The sequence below is a fragment of the Paenibacillus sp. P22 genome (assembly GCF_000469945.2).
In the GTDB taxonomy this organism is placed as follows: Bacteria; Bacillota; Bacilli; order Paenibacillales; family Paenibacillaceae; genus Paenibacillus_O; species Paenibacillus_O humicus.
This window is the reverse complement of record NZ_CBRA020000098.1, coordinates 1-16491: the sequence shown is the minus strand read 5'-3', so window position 1 is coordinate 16491 and position 16491 is coordinate 1. Positions and strand designations below refer to the sequence as shown.

Annotated in this window: 17 protein-coding genes and 1 pseudogene; 8 read left to right on the top strand and 10 right to left on the bottom strand. The window is 61.3% G+C overall.

The features are described from left to right. The 9 genes and pseudogenes from trpA to aroC form a co-directional block, all read right to left on the bottom strand. Complete coding sequence (gene trpA / locus BN871_RS14695) at positions 1-807, bottom strand: tryptophan synthase subunit alpha (protein WP_048746919.1); 807 nt, start codon at positions 805-807, stop codon at positions 1-3. Next, positions 794-1999 carry a tryptophan synthase subunit beta gene (gene trpB / locus BN871_RS14690; RefSeq protein WP_048746917.1) on the bottom strand — a complete coding sequence of 402 codons (1206 nt, stop codon included), beginning with the start codon at positions 1997-1999 and terminating at the stop codon, positions 794-796. Before trpB ends, trpA begins: the two co-directional genes overlap by 14 nt. Then, positions 1996-2703, bottom strand: coding sequence for a phosphoribosylanthranilate isomerase (locus BN871_RS14685; RefSeq protein WP_021881620.1), 708 nt, complete (start codon positions 2701-2703; stop codon positions 1996-1998). Before BN871_RS14685 ends, trpB begins: the two co-directional genes overlap by 4 nt. Continuing rightward, entirely contained in the window at positions 2700-3497 is a 798-nt protein-coding gene (gene trpC / locus BN871_RS14680; protein WP_048746915.1) for an indole-3-glycerol phosphate synthase TrpC, read from the bottom strand. Before trpC ends, BN871_RS14685 begins: the two co-directional genes overlap by 4 nt. Next, positions 3484-4542 carry an anthranilate phosphoribosyltransferase gene (gene trpD / locus BN871_RS14675; RefSeq protein ID WP_083436455.1) on the bottom strand — a complete coding sequence of 353 codons (1059 nt, stop codon included), beginning with the start codon at positions 4540-4542 and terminating at the stop codon, positions 3484-3486. The genes trpC and trpD overlap by 14 nt, the downstream gene beginning before the upstream one ends. After that, the gene (gene trpE / locus BN871_RS14670) at positions 4539-6113 is read right to left on the bottom strand and encodes an anthranilate synthase component I (RefSeq protein WP_021881618.1); all 1575 of its coding nucleotides are present in this window, start codon (positions 6111-6113) and stop codon (positions 4539-4541) included. Before trpE ends, trpD begins: the two co-directional genes overlap by 4 nt. A 427-nt stretch (positions 6114-6540) precedes the next feature. Next, positions 6541-6918 carry a chorismate mutase gene (gene aroH / locus BN871_RS14660; RefSeq protein ID WP_048746911.1) on the bottom strand — a complete coding sequence of 126 codons (378 nt, stop codon included), beginning with the start codon at positions 6916-6918 and terminating at the stop codon, positions 6541-6543. Further along, complete coding sequence (gene aroB / locus BN871_RS14655; RefSeq protein WP_048746910.1) at positions 6915-8018, bottom strand: 3-dehydroquinate synthase; 1104 nt, start codon at positions 8016-8018, stop codon at positions 6915-6917. The genes aroH and aroB overlap by 4 nt, the downstream gene beginning before the upstream one ends. 1 nt (position 8019) lies before the next feature. Beyond that, a pseudogene (aroC, locus tag BN871_RS14650) lies at positions 8020-8721 on the bottom strand (chorismate synthase); the annotation flags it as partial. Here aroC and BN871_RS14645 point away from each other — a divergent pair. The 3 genes from BN871_RS14645 (at position 8717) to BN871_RS29665 (ending at position 10982) form a co-directional block, all read left to right on the top strand. Continuing rightward, on the top strand, positions 8717-9868 hold the full coding sequence (locus tag BN871_RS14645) for a hemolysin family protein (protein ID WP_232313082.1): 1152 nt from the start codon (positions 8717-8719) through the stop codon (positions 9866-9868). The pseudogene aroC and the gene BN871_RS14645 sit on opposite strands and share 5 nt — an antisense overlap. An 83-nt stretch (positions 9869-9951) precedes the next feature. Continuing rightward, positions 9952-10734, top strand: coding sequence for an AI-2E family transporter (locus BN871_RS14640; protein ID WP_269745432.1), 783 nt, complete (start codon positions 9952-9954; stop codon positions 10732-10734). Continuing rightward, the gene (locus BN871_RS29665; protein WP_269745431.1) at positions 10731-10982 is read left to right on the top strand and encodes an AI-2E family transporter; all 252 of its coding nucleotides are present in this window, start codon (positions 10731-10733) and stop codon (positions 10980-10982) included. Before BN871_RS14640 ends, BN871_RS29665 begins: the two co-directional genes overlap by 4 nt. Positions 10983-11056: 74 nt before the next feature. Here the strand turns inward: BN871_RS29665 and BN871_RS14635 are convergent, their stop codons facing one another. Further along, positions 11057-11818, bottom strand: coding sequence for a TIGR02206 family membrane protein (locus tag BN871_RS14635; RefSeq protein ID WP_232313080.1), 762 nt, complete (start codon positions 11816-11818; stop codon positions 11057-11059). Positions 11819-12097: 279 nt separating this feature from the next. Between BN871_RS14635 and BN871_RS14630 the strand changes: the two genes are divergently transcribed. The 5 genes from BN871_RS14630 to BN871_RS14610 all read left to right on the top strand — a co-directional run bounded on the left by BN871_RS14630 (position 12098) and on the right by BN871_RS14610 (position 16291). Next, on the top strand, positions 12098-12526 hold the full coding sequence (locus BN871_RS14630) for a hypothetical protein (protein WP_048746908.1): 429 nt from the start codon (positions 12098-12100) through the stop codon (positions 12524-12526). A 22-nt stretch (positions 12527-12548) separates the two neighbouring features. Continuing rightward, on the top strand, positions 12549-14375 hold the full coding sequence (locus BN871_RS14625) for a transglycosylase domain-containing protein (protein WP_198158049.1): 1827 nt from the start codon (positions 12549-12551) through the stop codon (positions 14373-14375). 635 nt (positions 14376-15010) lie between these two features. Then, complete coding sequence (locus BN871_RS29115; RefSeq protein ID WP_048746933.1) at positions 15011-15226, top strand: spore coat associated protein CotJA; 216 nt, start codon at positions 15011-15013, stop codon at positions 15224-15226. 9 nt (positions 15227-15235) lie between these two features. Further along, positions 15236-15511 (top strand): spore coat protein CotJB, encoded by a 276-nt coding sequence (locus tag BN871_RS14615; RefSeq protein ID WP_021879557.1) that lies wholly within the window; start codon positions 15236-15238, stop codon positions 15509-15511. Between the two features lie 210 nt (positions 15512-15721). Next, the gene (locus tag BN871_RS14610) at positions 15722-16291 is read left to right on the top strand and encodes a manganese catalase family protein (protein WP_021879558.1); all 570 of its coding nucleotides are present in this window, start codon (positions 15722-15724) and stop codon (positions 16289-16291) included. Positions 16292-16491: the final 200 nt, after the last annotated feature.

Sequence of the window (16491 nt, the reverse complement as noted above, 5' to 3'; positions counted from 1 at the left end):
CTACACCCGCAATCCGGCGACAAAGCGGCCGATCTGCTCGATGCCTTGCCGGTACGTCGTTTCATCGGAGAGCAGCGGCAGCGCCTCCTCCACCTGGCGGACGATCGCGCTGCCGACAATGACTCCGTCCGCGCTGGCGCTCATCCGCTCCACCTGCTCCCGGCTGCTGATGCCGAATCCGACGGCGATCGGCAGCGGCGTCGCCTCGCGCACCGATTCCAGGAAGCCTTCGAGGCCGGCATGGAACTCGCTGCGCATGCCCGTCACGCCGAGCGAGCTCACGCAGTAGACGAAGCCCTGGGCCTCGGCGGCAATCCGCTGGACGCGCGCCTTGGAGGTCGGCGCCACGAGCGGCACGAGATGGACGCCCGCTTCCGCCGCCATCTCGCGAACCTCGCCATCCTCCTCGATCGGGAGGTCCGGGATGATCAGGCCGCTGATGCCCTGCTCGTGGAGCAGGGTGAAAAATCGCTCGAGGCCGTACTGAAGCACCGGATTGTAGTAAGTAAACAGGATGAAGGGCATCTTGACGCCTGCCTCCCGGGCTTTGGCCGCGACATCGACGCATGCTTCCAGCGTAATCGGATTGCGCAGAGCTCTCTCGGAAGCCTTTTGAATGACAGGGCCGTCGGCAAGCGGATCGGAATACGGCACGCCGAGCTCGATCATGTCGGCTCCAGCCTTCTCCAGCTCGACGACGATATCGACCGTCGTGCGCAGATCGGGGTCACCGGTCGTGATGAATGGAATGAGCGCCGTCCGCTTCTCTGCTTGGAGCCGTTCGAAGACGAGGTCAATTGGATTCATGCTTCAGCCCTCCGAGATATCCCATAATCGTTTCCACATCCTTGTCTCCCCGGCCCGAGAGGCTGACGACGATCGTCTGGCCGGCGGGCAGGGACGGCGCCAGCTTCATCACATGCGCGATCGCATGGGCCGACTCCAGGGCGGGAATGATGCCTTCCGTCCGCGACAGCAGCTGGAGAGCCTCAAGCGCCTCGGCGTCGGTGACAGGGAAGTATTCCGCCCGGCCGACATCCTTGAGATAGGCATGCTCGGGGCCGATTCCCGGATAGTCGAGTCCGGCGGAAATGGAATGCGCCGGCTGCACCTGGCCGGTCTCATCCTGCAGGACGTAGCTGAGAGAGCCTTGGAAGACGCCGTGCCGGCCCTTGGTCATCGTGGCGGCATGCTCCTCCGTATCCACGCCGCGTCCGGCCGCTTCGACGCCGATCAGACGGACGGATTCGTCTCCTACGAACGGGTAGAAAATGCCCATGGCGTTGCTGCCGCCGCCGACGGCGGCCACGATGTAATCCGGAAGCCGTCCCTCATCCTTCAGAATCTGCTCGCGAGCCTCGTCTCCGATGATGCGCTGGAAATCCCTTACAATCATCGGATATGGATGAGGGCCCGTAACTGAACCGAGAATGTAATACGTATCGTCCACATTGCTGACCCAGTAGCGCAGCGTTTCGTTGCAGGCATCCTTGAGCGTGCGCGTGCCGGAGAGCACCGGCACCACTTCCGCCCCAAGCAGCTGCATCCGGAACACGTTGAGCTGCTGGCGCTTCATGTCTTCCTCGCCCATGAAGACCTTGCATTCAAGTCCGAGCAGGGCCGCGATCGTGGCGGAAGCGACGCCATGCTGGCCGGCGCCGGTTTCGGCGATGATTTTTTTCTTGCCCATCCGCTTGGCGAGTACGCCCTGTCCGATCGTATTGTTGATTTTATGGGCGCCAGTATGGTTGAGGTCTTCGCGCTTGAGATAGATCTTCGCTCCGCCCAGATGCCGAGTCAGCCGCTCGGCGAAGTACAAGGATGTCGGCCTGCCGGAATAGGTATGGAGAAGCTCGTTCACTTCAGCCTGGAAGTCAGGGTCCTGGGAATAATGCTTGTACGCCTCCTCAAGCTCGAGGAGCGCGTTCATCAGCGTCTCCGGTACGTAACGGCCGCCGAACTTGCCGAATCGTCCGCTTGCGTCTGGTACTTGAATCATGCTGGCTTCACCCTTTCCGTAAATGCCCGGATCAGCTCCGGGTCCTTGACGCCTGCGGCTTCAACGCCGCTCGAGACGTCGATGCCGTCTGGCGAAAATTGCTCGATCAAACTCGATACGTTGCCGGCATGAAGCCCTCCGGCGATGAAAAGCTTCTTCCCGACGCTGCGCGCTGCTGCCTGATAGGCCGGTATGAGGCTCCAATCAAATGTCTTGCCGGTGCCGCCGCCTGCCGTATCGAGCAGGAAAGCTTCCGCTCCCGCCTCCGCAAATTCCCCTAGCTTGCGGCTGATGCCGGCCGGAGTTCCGTCCGGATCCGCATGCAGAGCCTTCCAGACCGGAACGCCGAAGCCGGCGGCGATTCGGCACAGCTCCGGCTCTTCGTTCCCGTGCAGCTGCAGCGCCTGGAGCGGAGCATGCCTGAGCGCCGCTTCCAGCTCTTGCGGAGATGCATCCACGAATACGCCCACCGCTAGCGGCGAAGGGGAATCCCCGCGGGCCGGGCCGGCGCCCGCACGCAGCGCTGCAATCAATGCTCCCGCCTGCTCCGGCGATACCTGCCTGCGGCTGCGGGCGAAAATAAACCCCGCGTAATCCACCGGAAGCCCGCCGATGAGACTTGCCGCCGCTTCGTCCCTGATGCCGCATAGTTTGAGCAGAGGAATCGCGTGCCGATGCCCTGTCGGTCGTTCAGCGCCCGTCATCTGGCTGCTGCCGCTCCCATCAGCTCCAGGACAGCCTGCCCGGGATCCGGCTGGCGCATGAAATGCTCTCCGACCAGAACGCCGCAAGCTCCGGCAGAGGCGACGTACTCGACGTCCTCCGGCTTGGAGATCGCGCTTTCGCTGATCAGGGACACTCCCGGCGGCGCCATCGCCGCCAGTCTTGCCGTCGTGCCGAGATCCGTCTCGAATGTATGCAGGTTGCGGTTGTTGATTCCGACCAGCCTGGCCAGGCCGAGATCAAGCACCATGTCCATTTCCCGCTCGTCATGAACTTCCGTGAGAACGTCGAGCCCGATCGACTCGGCGATCTCATGCAGCTCCTTCAGCTCGTTCCGCTTCAGGATGGCGGCGATCAGCAGAACGGCGTCGGATCCGATCAGCCTGGCCTCGTAGACCTGGCGGAAGTCGATGAGGAAGTCCTTGCGCAGCAGCGGCAGCTTCACCGCGCTGGAGACGGCCGTCAAATACTCGTTCGCCCCCTGGAAATAGTCCTTGTCGGTCAGCACCGAAAGACAGTCCGCTCCGGCGCTCTCATACGACCGGGCCAGCTTCTCCGGCTGGAAATCCGGCCGGATCAGCCCTTTGGACGGAGACGCCTTCTTCACTTCCGCGATCAGCCCGACGGAACGCTTCCGTCCTGCGGTGACGGCATGGATGAATCCCCTCGCAGGCTCCATCCGCGAAATCTCCTTCTCGGCTTCTCCCAGCTTGAATCGGGAAGCAAGCTCAGCGACTTCTTCTTTTTTGGTATGGACAATCTTATCCAGAAACATGGCTGTATTCTCCCGTCTTGCGGATCAGCTGCTGCAACTTCGCTGCGGCGGCTCCTCCGTCGATGATGCGGCGCGCAAGCTCCACGCCTTCCTCCAGCGATTGTGCCTTGTCTCCGACATAGATGCAAGCCCCGGCGTTCAAAAGAACGATATCCCGGTATGCGCCTGTCTCCTCGCCATTGAAGATCGCGCGGATGATCTCCGCGTTGTCCGCCGGGCTGCCCCCGGATATCGCCTCCAGCGGCCAGCGGCGCAGCCCCAGCGATTCCGGCGTCAAATCGTAGGTCCGGATTGTTCCGTCCTCAGCCAATTCCGACACCTGAGTCGCGGCGGAGATGCTGATCTCATCCAGTCCGTCGTAGCTGGAGACGACCATCGCCCGCTTCAGGCCGAGTCCGCCGAGGACGCGGGCGACGGATTCCGTGCGGGAGCGGTCGTACAGCCCGAGCAGCTGGCGGTCGGCTCCTGCCGGGTTGGTGAGCGGTCCAAGCATGTTGAAGATCGTGCGCACGCCGAGCTCGCGGCGCGGAACCGCCGCATGCCGCAGAGAGGGATGATAGAGCTGCGCGAACATGAAGCAGATGCCGATCTCCTCGAGGCATTCGGCCGCCTGCACCGCCGTCAGGCTGATGTTGACTCCGAGCGCCTCCAGCACATCCGCACTGCCGGCCTTGCCCGACATCGCGCGGTTGCCATGCTTGGCGACCCGTACTCCGGCAGCCGCCGCGATGATGGAAGAGGATGTGGAGATATTGAATTTATGGATGCCCGAGCCGCCTGTGCCGCAAGTATCGAGCAGGCCGTCGCGGGTCGTGCTGACACGGTCGGAGTAGCTGCGCATGACCTCGGCGAATCCGCTGATTTCGTCCACGGTCTCTCCTTTCATGCGGAGGGCGGTGACGATGGCGCCGATCTGGGCGGAGGTCGCCTCTCCCTCCATGATGAGACGCATGACGCTTCCGGCTTCCTCGCGGCTCAAGCTGCCGCCGCCGATCAGGCGCCCAAGAGCTTCGGCGGCCGTCACTCCTTGCATGGCTTCCATCATGTCCGCGCCTCCTTCATCGTATCGGCGTAATAGTCGCTGTTGACGAGCTGCAGCTCGGGAACGGTCTTCGCAGCCGGCGGAAAAGCCGCTTCGGCGATGCGGATCGCCTTGAGCATGCCCTTGGCCTTGTTCACCGTCTCCTCGTATTCCTTGACCGGCACCGAATCCCAGACGATTCCCGCTCCGGCCTGGACATAGGCTTTGCCGTTCTTGAAGATGATCGTCCGGATCGTAATGCATGTATCCATGCTTTTGCCGCTGAAGCCGAAGTAGCCGATCGCCCCGGCATAAGCGCCGCGCGCCTCGTTTTCGAGCTCGGCGATGATTTCCATCGCTCTCAGCTTGGGCGCTCCCGAGACCGTTCCGGCCGGCAGGCAGCTGATGAAGGCGTCGAAGAAATCACGGTCGCCGCGCATTTTGCCCGTCACGTTGGACACGATATGCATGACATGGGAATACCGCTCGATCTGCATGAAGGAATCGCATTTTACCGTGCCGAACTCCGCCACGCGGCCGATGTCGTTGCGGCCGAGATCGACGAGCATCAAATGCTCCGCCCGCTCCTTGTCGTCGGCGAGCAGCTCCTCCTCGAGAGCGAGGTCCTCCTCGGCGGTTTTGCCCCGCGGCCTCGTGCCCGCGATCGGCCTCGTCTCCACCTTGCCCTCGGACACCTTCACCAGCGCTTCGGGGGATGTTCCGACGATGACCTCCTCATCCATTTTGAGATAATACATGTACGGAGAAGGATTCAGCGTGCGAAGCACCCGGTATACATGGAGCGGATCCACTTCCGTCTCGACATGGAACCGCTGGGACAGAACGACCTGGAAGATGTCTCCCGCGCGGATGTACTCTTTGGCCGTGTCCACGTTCGCGAGAAACTGCTCCTTCGTCACATTGGATCGGATATCGCCGAGATCGGGATCCTCCGGAAGAGCTCCGCCTGATGTAAGCGGAAGCGGCACCGGCTGCCGGATCCGGTCAAGCACGGTGTCGATCCTGCCCACCGCAGCGTTGTACATGCGCTCGATGTCGCTGTCCGTGGCGGCTTCCGGAATATGCACATTGCCGATGACTTGAATCTGCTGCTTGAAGTGGTCGAACACGATCATCGTATCGCAAAACATGAACTGAAGATCGTTCATTTGCAGGTCGTCCTGCCTGTGCCGCGGCAGATTCTCGTAGTAGTGGAGCAGATCGTACCCGAAAAACCCGACCGCCCCGCCTGTAAAGGAAGGAAGTCCCGCAAGCTCGGGGCTTCGGTATGCCCTCAATCTTGCTTTAAGAGCTTCCAGCGGCTTGCCCTCAAGCTCGATGCGCTCACCGTTCGTTTCCATCATCATGGAGCCGTTCTTGCCGCTGATCATCATGAACGGGTCCATGCCGATAAAGGAATGCCGCGCCCACTTCGCTCCGCCTTCTACGCTTTCAAGCAGGAACGCGCGCTTCTCGCCGGCAAAATGCTGGAACAGCCGGATCGGCGTCTCCGTATCGGCCAGCAGCTGCCTTACGACCGGAATAAGGTTGTAGCGTCCTGCCATCGACTTGATCGTCTCAAGCTCTTGATTCATCGCTTATCGTCTCCTTCTGAAAATCCAGGATGCAGAAAAGCAAAAAAACGCTCCCGCAAGGCGCGGGAGCGTTCCAATAGATAAGACAAAAAAAGACGACGGCAGGCAAGGAATCATGCACGAACCCCATCTCCATGCGGAAAAGATCGGCGATCGCGAATGAAGCAGCCGCATCGGGCTGTCCTCCATGCTTCAGCTCAAACTCAACTCGTCTAGTCTCATCTAAGGCTCCCCGCCACTCTCGGCCCTCTTGCCGCCGGACATGTGCGAAGACTACCTTGGAAAGTCCCACTCGGACTTTGCTTAACTGCCTCAACTATACAGGACGTTCCTTGCAGGCGTCAAGAAGAAAGGATTGGCCTGCAAGCGCCGAATGACCGAAAAACGGGCTGGAAAGCTTGTTCAAGCTCCCTCGGGCCGCGGCGGACTAGGGAGCCGAAGTGCCGCTCAGATCCGGTCTCAGCGCCCTTGCGCCTTTCATGTACACATGGCGGATCTCCCGCTGCGTCCGGTCGGTGTTGACCATAAGCATCAAGCGGATGCAGCGCTCCAGGCTGCCCTTTACCGGAACCTCGACCGAACACATGAGAGGCACCAGCTCCCAGCCGTCCATTTCCCGGATCGCCTTCGCCGGGAATGCGGCGTCGAGATCGGCCGTTACCGTAATCATGACGCTGCATATGTCTTCCGGATCGATACCGTTGTCGGCTACGATCCCCTGGAGAACCTCCAGCGTCGCATCCAGAATGGGACGCTCCTCGTTGGAGTCCGCCGTGATCGCTCCCCGAATTCCCCTTACGCTCATGTCCATCTCTCCTCCCGCTTCAGCCTCTCGACGATGGCTCTCACCATGCCAGCCTCGATGCCGTTTCGAATCTCGACCGTGCCGACGGCCGTCGGCACGATGAAGGTCATCCGGCCTTCGCCGAACTTCTTGTCATGCATCATCGCTTCCATGACGGCATCCGTATCGTAATGCTCCGGCAGGGCGACCGGAAGCCCTACCGATTCCAGCGCTCGCTTCGTCGTCTCGTAGACTTCCAGCGGCGCTCCAAGCTCGACGCCGAGCATGGCGGAGCCGATCATGCCGATCGAAATCGCTTCTCCGTGGCGCAGCTCGTCATAACCGGCGACCGCCTCCAGCGCATGTCCGATCGTATGCCCCAGATTGAGAATGGCCCTCAGGCCGTTCTCCCGCTCGTCCCGGGAGACGACTTCCGCCTTGACCGAGCAGCCCTTGTACAGGGCATGTCCGAGGACGTCAGGCTCCAGCGCCAGCAGCTGTCCTGCATGGCCGACGATCCATTCGACGAATCCGGCATCCCGGATCAGGCCGTGCTTGACGACTTCGGCCAGGCCGCTGCTCACCTCGCGCGGAGGCAGTGTAAGCAGCGTATCCAGATCGTACAGCACGAGCTCCGGCTGATGGAAAGCGCCGATGATGTTTTTGGCGAGCGGGTGATTGACCGCCACCTTGCCGCCGACGCTGCTGTCATGCGCCAGAATCGTCGTCGGCACTTGGACGAATCGGATGCCGCGCATATAGGATGCGGCGGCATAACCCGCCAGATCCCCGACAACGCCGCCGCCGAGCGCCACGATGGCGGACTTGCGGTCCAGGCCGGCTTCGAGGCAAGCCGTGATGACGTTCTGGAACATGTCCAGAGACTTCGACTTTTCCCCGGCCGGAACGATGAACCGCGCCGCGGCATAGCCCGAAGCTTCGAGCGCCGCAGCGAGCGGCTCCAGCCATCTGTCCGCGACATTCTCGTCGGTGACGATCAGCAGCGGAGACTTGCGGCTGATCGCCTTCTCCGCGAACAGCTCGCCGGCTCGCTGAATCAGCCCTTGGCCGATGCAGATGGGATACGATCTGTCCCCGAGATTGACCGTGAGCTCGCGCATGCTAGTATTCCCCTACTTGCCTGAGGTAGGCGTCGTAGTTGGCGCGGATTTCCTCCATGGAATCGCCGCCGAACTTCTCGAGGAACGCCCGCGCCACTTCCCAGGCGACGACATGCTCCATGACGACGCTCGCCGCCGGAACCGCGCAGCTGTCGGAGCGCTCCACCTGGGCGGTGAACGGCTCTCTCGTGTCGATATCTACGCTTGCGAGCGGCTTGTAGAGAGTCGGGATCGGCTTCATGACGCCGCGCACGACGATCGGCTCTCCGGTCGTCATGCCGCCTTCAAAGCCGCCTGCGCGGTTGGAGGCGCGATGGTAGCCGCGTTCCTCGCTGTAGAGGATCGGATCATGCACCTGCGAGCCGCGCAGCACACCGGCCTCGAATCCGATGCCGATCTCGCAGCCCTTGAACGCGTTGATGCTGACGACGGCGCCTGCAATGCGCGAATCCAGCTTGCGGTCCCACTGCACATGCGAGCCGAGTCCGACAGGAGCTCCTTCGATGATGCACTCCACGACGCCTCCGATAGAGTCTCCTTCGGCCTTGATCTGATCGATGTAAGCCGTCATCCTGGCCTCCGTCGCCTTGTCGACGACCCGGACGGAAGATTGCTCCGTCAGCTCGCGAAGCTCGTCGGCGGACAGATCGTTCGGCGGCGCCTCGATCTCGCCGATCCGGATGACCTGGCCGGCCACCTTGACGACCCAGCTCGGCATTACGCTGGCTTCGCTTGGACTGGGCTGGGTCGGCGAGCCGGCCGTATCGCATATGATCGTGGAGCCTCTGCTGTTCAAGTTCGGAGTCACGAGCGAAACGGTCATTTCGACGGTGTCCCTGATCATCGGGTTCCTGGTCATCACCTTCCTGCATATCGTGCTCGGCGAGCTCGCTCCCAAGTCGCTGGCCATCCAGAAGGCGGAGGGCGTATCCCTCTGGCTGTCCGGACCGCTCATGTTCTTCTACAAGGTGTTCAAGCCGGCGATCGTCGTGCTGAACGGAGCGGCCAACGGCCTGCTGAAGCTGTTCGGCATCGCTCCGGCCAGCGAGCATGAGACGGCCCATACCGAGGAGGAGATCCGCCTGCTCGTCAACCAGAGCGCCAAGAGCGGAGTCATCGATTCCAACGAAATGAAGCTCGTCGACAACATTTTCGATTTCTCCGACATGGTGGCCCGCGAGGTCATGCTGCCCCGGACGGATATGGATTGCCTGTTCGCCAACCAGTCCTTCGGGGACAACCTGAACATCGTCTACCGCACCAAACATACGCGCTATCCCGTCGGTCTCGAGGACAAGGATCAGATCATCGGGTTCGTCCATATCACCGACCTGCTGACGGCGGATGCGGGACGCAACCATAATGTCCGCGAGCTGATCCGGCCGGTGCTGAACGTGCCGGAATCGATGGAGATCAGCCAGGTGCTGCAGCTCATGCAGCGCCGCCATTCGCAGCTGGCCATCGTCGTGGACGAATACGGCGGCACGGCCGGCATGCTGACGACGGAGATGATCCTTGAGGAGATCGTCGGCGAGATCCATGACGAATTCGACCTGGACCAGCCGAGCGTCGTCGTCAAGGATCAGGTGACGACCGTCGAGGGGCGCATGCTCATCGACGATATCAACGATATGTTCCGCCTGGACATCGAGGATGAGGATGTCGATTCCATCGGAGGATGGCTCTTCATCCGGCTGGAAGGAAATCCTGCAAGAGGCAAGAAAGTCGTTTATGGCGAATATGTATTTGAGATAGCAGATTGCCAGCGACTTCGCGTGCTGCGCGTACATATCTACCGCGATCCCGCAGCCGAAGCCCTGTCCGAAAATGCGGAGCAGGCCGACAGCTGAACCCTGACAGGCTGGATACAGCTCTTGCCGGGGATGCGGCCGGGATCAGCCAGGGGCGCCGCACCCCTTGGGGAGAGAAGCCGATGTCTGTCAAAACCCTTGTTTTCATCGCTGTAGGCCTGCTGCTTCTGTACTTGAGCTTCACCGTCGGGGCTCCGTTCCTGCTTGCTCTCGTCGTCGCGATCTTCCTGGAGCCGCTGAACGGCCTGCTGATGCGCCGGGCGAGGATGAACCGGCTGTCGGCGGCGATCGTCTCCTGCACGCTCTTCACGCTTGCGCTGCTTGCACTGGCGGGAGGCATCGGCTTCAAGCTGATCGCCGAGCTCATCGCCTTCTGGGATCGCGTGCCGGGCATGGTGGCGGATGCCAACCAATACTTCCTGCATACGATCGACAACGCCAAGGATCTGTACACGAACATGCCTCCCGATGCGGCGGCGCAGCTGGAGAAGGTGCTGGGCGGCCTGACCGGAACGCTGATGTCCGTCGTGACGGGCTTCTCCAAGTCCGTCGTCCAGTTCGCCTCGGGGCTGCCCGGAATGTTCATCTTCTTCATCGTGTTCATCGTAGCCGTATACATGTTCAGCTTCAGCCTGAATACGATGCGCAAGTCATTCCTGTCGCAGTTCCACGAGGATTCCCAGGTGCAGGTCGGATCGGTGCTGGACAATCTCAAGTCTTCCATCTTCGGATTTTTGCGTTCCCAGCTGCTGCTCAGCCTCGTCACGTACATCATCACGCTGCTCGGCCTCGTCATTCTCGGAATCAACTATTCCCTCGCCATCGCGCTGCTGATCGTCGTCGTGGATATCCTGCCTATTCTCGGCACCGGTCCGTGCTCGTCCCTTGGGCGGCCTACCTCATGATGACGGGCCAGGTCGGGACGGGAATCGGCCTTCTGGTGCTGTTCCTCGTCATTACGGTCGTCAGGCGGATCATCGAGCCGAAGATTCTCGGAGATTCCGTCGGCATCGGCTCGATCTCCGCGCTGGTCAGCCTGTATGTAGGCTTCAAGCTGGTCGGCGTCATCGGCGTCTTCATCGGACCGCTGGTCGTCATCATCTACATGGCTGCCCGCAAGGCCGGACTGTTCAAGCTCCGGATTCGGCTGTAAAAAAACCAACACGCAACAAAAACAAGCTGCGCCGGCATTGAACCGGAGGCAGCTTGTTTGATTTTATTCCGCAATCATGAAAATAGCAGAATGGCTGCAAGCCTCCATTCAGGATCAGGAGGCGGCCGGCTGCTTGTTGTCCTCCGTGCGGTTGAAGCGGGCGAAGGGGAGATACAGCAGGAAGAAGAGCAGCAGAGCGACCAGCTCGAGCGAAAGGATGTACCACGGATAAGGACCGAGGACATCGAGCAGCGAGGAGGACGAGGCTTGCGCGCCAGGAACATGTAGTTGGCTCCCGTCAGCCTGTCGACGGCATACACGAAGACAGCGATGACATTGACGGCTGCCCAGGCGGTGAAGACGGAGCGCAGCGTCGGCCGGAATCCTTCCACCCAGACCATGTAGAGGGCGGAGATAATCAGCAGCCCGTGCGCGATGAAAAACTCCAGGAAACGGAAATGCGGGTAAGCGTAAGCGAGCACAGGCGTGGCCAGCGCCTGGAGAGCTCCGCCGAGCGCCGTGAAGTAGACGATGCCGAACAGAAAACGGCTGCGCAGCAGCAGCATGGGGACGGAAAGGTACAGGGAGATGCTGCAGAGCTCGAGCGGCAGCGTAGAGGAAGGGCTGTACACCTCTCCCCGCACATACCAGACATTGAGCAGAATCTCGCATGCCGCCAGCAGCGCCGCCAGGAGGAAGCGTCCGGGAGCCGGCTTCAGGGCGAGCTTGCGGCGAAGCAGGTAGACGGCCAGCACGACGGCGGCAATGAGCAGCAGGCTGGCCAGATGGGCCGCCCCGAAAGGCGTGAATCTCGCTTCCGCATCCGTTCCGAACATGAGGAACCCCCTGGTAGTATTTTTTTCCACCTATTGTAGCACAGCCCTTCGCGCTGCGGGACTTCGGCTCCCTTCTTCTGGAAGGGGATGGAATTTCGAAGTCCTCCACCTGGCAGGGAAGGAATTTCGGATTCTTCTCCTCGGAACGATGCGGTGAAGATCTTATCTCTCGCGTGAGTAACGATCTCCGGCCGGAAAGTTAAGAATTTCCTAAGCAGCCTCTCCCGCTGTTATTAAGATCTTCTTGATAAGGTCATACGCATAGGGAGGGATTGCGGCATGTCATTTGAAGCTATCCGAAGAAAATTCTATCTCGTCTGCGTTTCATCGGCCGTTCTCAGCGGAGCGTGCGGATACTTGCTGCTGCGGCTGCTGAGATTCATGACCCGGCCAAGCGGGATCGGAGGAGAGAGCCTGCCGGCACGGTCGGCAGCCTGGATCGTCAATCATGTCGGCGCCAAGCCGGCGCTTCTATCGGCATGCGCAGCCCTGTTTCTGGTTTTCTTCCACTGGCGCTCCGGCAAGCTGCGGGAAGAGTATGAAGTCTTCCTGCCGGATGCGGAAGGGCTGCCGGAAGAGACGCTGATGAGGAGCTGCCTGCGAGCGGAGAAGCAGCTGGCCGACATTCGGGGGCGTCTGCAGCGCTGGGAGCAGCGGAATGGAGAAAGGGCGGATGCGTCCGATGCGCCGGATGAAAAGAAAGTCTAAGAAGCCGCGGCGCCGCCTTCCCTTGGGACAAAGCCGCTTCTGGTTCGATGCGGCGGCGCTTGCGGCAGCCTTATGCATGCTCGGAATCGCCGCGCTGCATTGGGCGGGAGACGTCGTCACGGACGGCGCGAGCGCCCTTGGCGAGCCGGTGTCGCCCTCGCTTCTGATCGACCGCCAGGGCAAGCAGCTGGGCGTGCTGGCGAGCCCGCGGCATGGATATCGTGGAGGTGAGCTGGAGCGGCGGCTCCCTCCTTTGTTGAAGGAAGCCTTTGTGGCGACGGAGGACAAAAGGTTCTATTCGCATGGCGGCATCGACTTCCGCGCCTTGCTTAGAGCCGCGGCAGCCAATGTCTCCAGCGGCCGGATCGTCGAGGGAGGCAGCAGCATCACGCAGCAGCTCGCCAGGACGGCCTACCTGTCCAATGAGAAGAGCTTGCTGCGCAAAGCTCTTGAAATGGCCGCCGCGCTGTCCTTGGAACGGCGTTATTCCAAAGAAGAGCTGCTGCGCCAGTATTTGAGCCGGGTCTACATGGGCAAGCAGCTGTACGGCGTGAAAGCGGCGGCCGAGCGGTATTTCGGCGTGTCCAGGCTGGACAGTCTGGAGCTGTGGCAGATCGCGACGCTTGCCGCGATTCCGAAGGGACCGGCGCTGTTCAATCCGATCGACCACCCGGAGCGCAGCAAGGAGCGGCGCCAAGTCGTCCTGCGGCTCATGCTCGAGCAAGGATATATTACGCAGCGGCAAATGGAGGCGGCCGGCGCTGTCGATTACAAGGCGCCTGCGGCGCCGCAAAAGACGGCGAGCGCTTCTCTCGCGGAAGCCGTCTTCCGGGAGGCGGAGGAGAGAGCTTCGCTGACCGAAGAAGAGCTGCTCGGAGGGGGATATACGATCGCCATCGGACTGGATGCCGGCTTGCAAGGCGGCCTTGAGAACCTGTCCTCGCTGGATGCCGGCCTTCCCAAAAGCTCTTCCGGCCGGCCGGTTCAAGCCGCGGCCGTTGTACTGGACAACGGCACCGCGGAAATCATAGCCTTCGCAGGGGGGAGCGGCGGGGCTTCAGGCGGGTTCAACCGGGCTTTCGCCCGCCGGCAGCCCGGCTCGGCATTCAAGCCGATCTCCGTATACGGGCCGGCGCTGGAGACGGGCTTGTACTCGCCGGAGTCCATGCTGGAGGACCGCCAAGCCAGCTACGGCAGCTACGCTCCGAGAAATCCGGGAGGGGTGTACAGGGGAAGCGTCCCGATGCGGCAGGCGGTCCAGAATTCAATCAATGCCCCCGCCGTATGGCTCCTTCAGCAGATCGGCTTGAAAGCCTCAATGAAATTCGCTTCGGGACTCGGAATCCGGCTTGGGAAGGAAGACCGGAATCTCGCGATTGCGCTCGGAGGGCTGTCCACGGGAGTCACGCCGGTCGAGATGGCCCAGGCTTACCGGGCGTTCGCGGCCGGAGGAAGCTTTGAGGAAGCGCATCTCATCCGCAGCATCACGGATCGGCACGGCAAAATCGTCTACGCCTTCCAGCCGGCGGGCAAGAGGGCGATGTCGGCTGCAACGGCGGCCGCCATGACCTCCATGCTGCAAGAAGCCGCCCGGGACGGAACCGGCAGGAAGGCCGGCCTGGGTCCGGGAGTGGCTGGCAAGACCGGTACGACGCAGCTGGAGGGCGGTCCTCCGGGAGCGAGCCGGGATGCCTGGTTCGTCGGGTATACGGCACGTTATACCGCATCCGTATGGATGGGCCTGGACAAAGCCGGAGAGGAGCATATGGCGGCATCCGGAGTCGATGCGGCTCGTTTGTTCGCGGCTATAGCCCGCGTTGCCGATGGCCGTCCTGCTGCGGGAAGATGACGATCGGCGCCCCGTATCGGACATGCTTGCCCGGTTCAAGCATCGGATCTGGACGCCGGGCGCGTGTGCGGGCAACGAGCGGGTCCGAAGGACGGGAAGCTCATGCGAGGCGGCCCGTATGAGCCGCCCTGCCCTTCAAGCCGGACGGCGAGGCTTTTAAAAAGATGGCAAGTTGGAAAAGCCATCCTACATACCTTTTAAACGAGCATAACAGCAGGGCGCCGAATGTCCCGGCTTGACGAGCCGACGCGCCCAGGTCAGTCAGAAGGGATGATGGCATGAACATGCAGGCAGGCAGGCAAGGAGCGGGAGCTCCGGCTTCGTACGGCGCTGCACCGGGTCCATACGGCGGCGTCATCGGGAATCAAGGCTATTCTCCCGGAACTTATCGCAATGAGCCCGAGTTCCAGGCTCCTGTCCAGGGAGGTTATGGAGCTCAAGGAGGATACGGCGGCAACGGAGCCCAAGGAGGGTACGGAGCCGTTCAGCCGGCAGGCTATCAAGGCGGAAATCAAGCCCAAGGAGGGTATGGCGCCGTCCAGCCCGCCGGTTATCAGGGCGGAAATCAAGCCCAAGGAGGGTATGGAGCCGTTCAGCCGGCAGGCTATCAAGGCGGAGAAATTCCTCCTCCGGGAGTGCCCGGGGCCGGCTACCGGGAGTGGTACCCGTTCCATGGCCCGTTCGACCCTTGTCCGCCCATTCAGGTGAAGACGTACGTCATTCCTCCGAACCAGTATATTCCCTATCAGCCGATGGGGCTGCCCCAGTATCCGCTCGAGGAAGCTCTTAGGCTGGGCACGCTGTGGCCGGCGCTCTACAGTCCTTACGAATCCAGATGCGGAAGGAGCTGACCGCGACCTATGAGCGAGGAGAAGCAGGCGTTTGACACGGAAGCTTACTATGCCCAGTTGAAGGAGCTCCAGACGCTGGATTTCGCGCTTGTGGAGCTGAATCTGTATCTCAACACCCATCCGGGAGACATGCAGGCGATCCAGCAGTTCAACCAGCTGGCCCAAAAGCGGCAGGCTTGCGCCCAGCAGTTCGAAATGCAGTTCGGCCCGCTCGTGAACTTCGGCAACAGCTACTCCCGATATCCATGGCAGTGGAGCGAGACTCCATGGCCGTGGCAGGTATGACCGCATGTGTTCGGCGGGGTCGGAAATGCGGCAGGCAGACAAGAGAGCCGGTGCGGGCTGTCAGCGCAGGTGCAGCGGATGCGCATCGGCGGTGAAGGAAGAGCCGCCAAGGCTCTCCCTGTCGCCGCCGGCTGAAGGGACAGCAGGGCATGAAGCGGAGCGGGAGAAGGCAGCGGCGTCTGCCCATTTGAGGGAAAGCGGGGTGGTAGAATGTGGCTCTATGAAAAGAAGCTTCAGTACCCGGTTCGAGTGAGCAAATGCGATCCCATGATGGCGAAATTCCTGACGGAGCAGTACGGGGGAGCGGACGGAGAGCTGGCGGCGGCGCTGCGCTACCTGAACCAGCGCTACACGATTCCCGATAAGGTTATTGGAGTTCTGAACGATATCGGCACGGAGGAGTTCGCCCATCTGGAAATGATCGCGACGATGATTTACAAGCTGACCAAGGACGCTACACCCGACCAGCTGAGAGCGGCGGGGCTGGGGGCCGATTTTGTCAATCATGGCGGGGACTTGTTCTACGAGAACGCAGCCGGGGTTCCTTGGACGGCTACTTACATCGCGGCCAAGGGCGATCCGCTTACGAATCTGTACGAGGATATCGCGGCAGAGGAAAAAGCCCGCGCCACCTATCAATGGCTCATCGATTATACGGACGACGTCGATTTGCAGGACAGCTTGAAGTTCCTTCGCGAACGGGAAATCGTCCATGCGATGAGGTTCAAGGAATCCGTGGAAATCATCAAAGCGGACATGGGCCAGAAGAAGGTGTACTGAACGAAACCGACATATCGGAAACCGAGAATGTACAGGAACATAGGAAAAAACGCCGGGGAAGCCCCCGGCGTTTTTTTGTTGGGACGGCAAGAGAAATCAGCGGTCGAAAATGGAAGGGGGACGGTGTCCGCCCCCATGGAAGCCGCCCCCATGGAAGCCGCCCCCATGGAAGCCRMCGMGGAAGGACGACCTTGTACTCA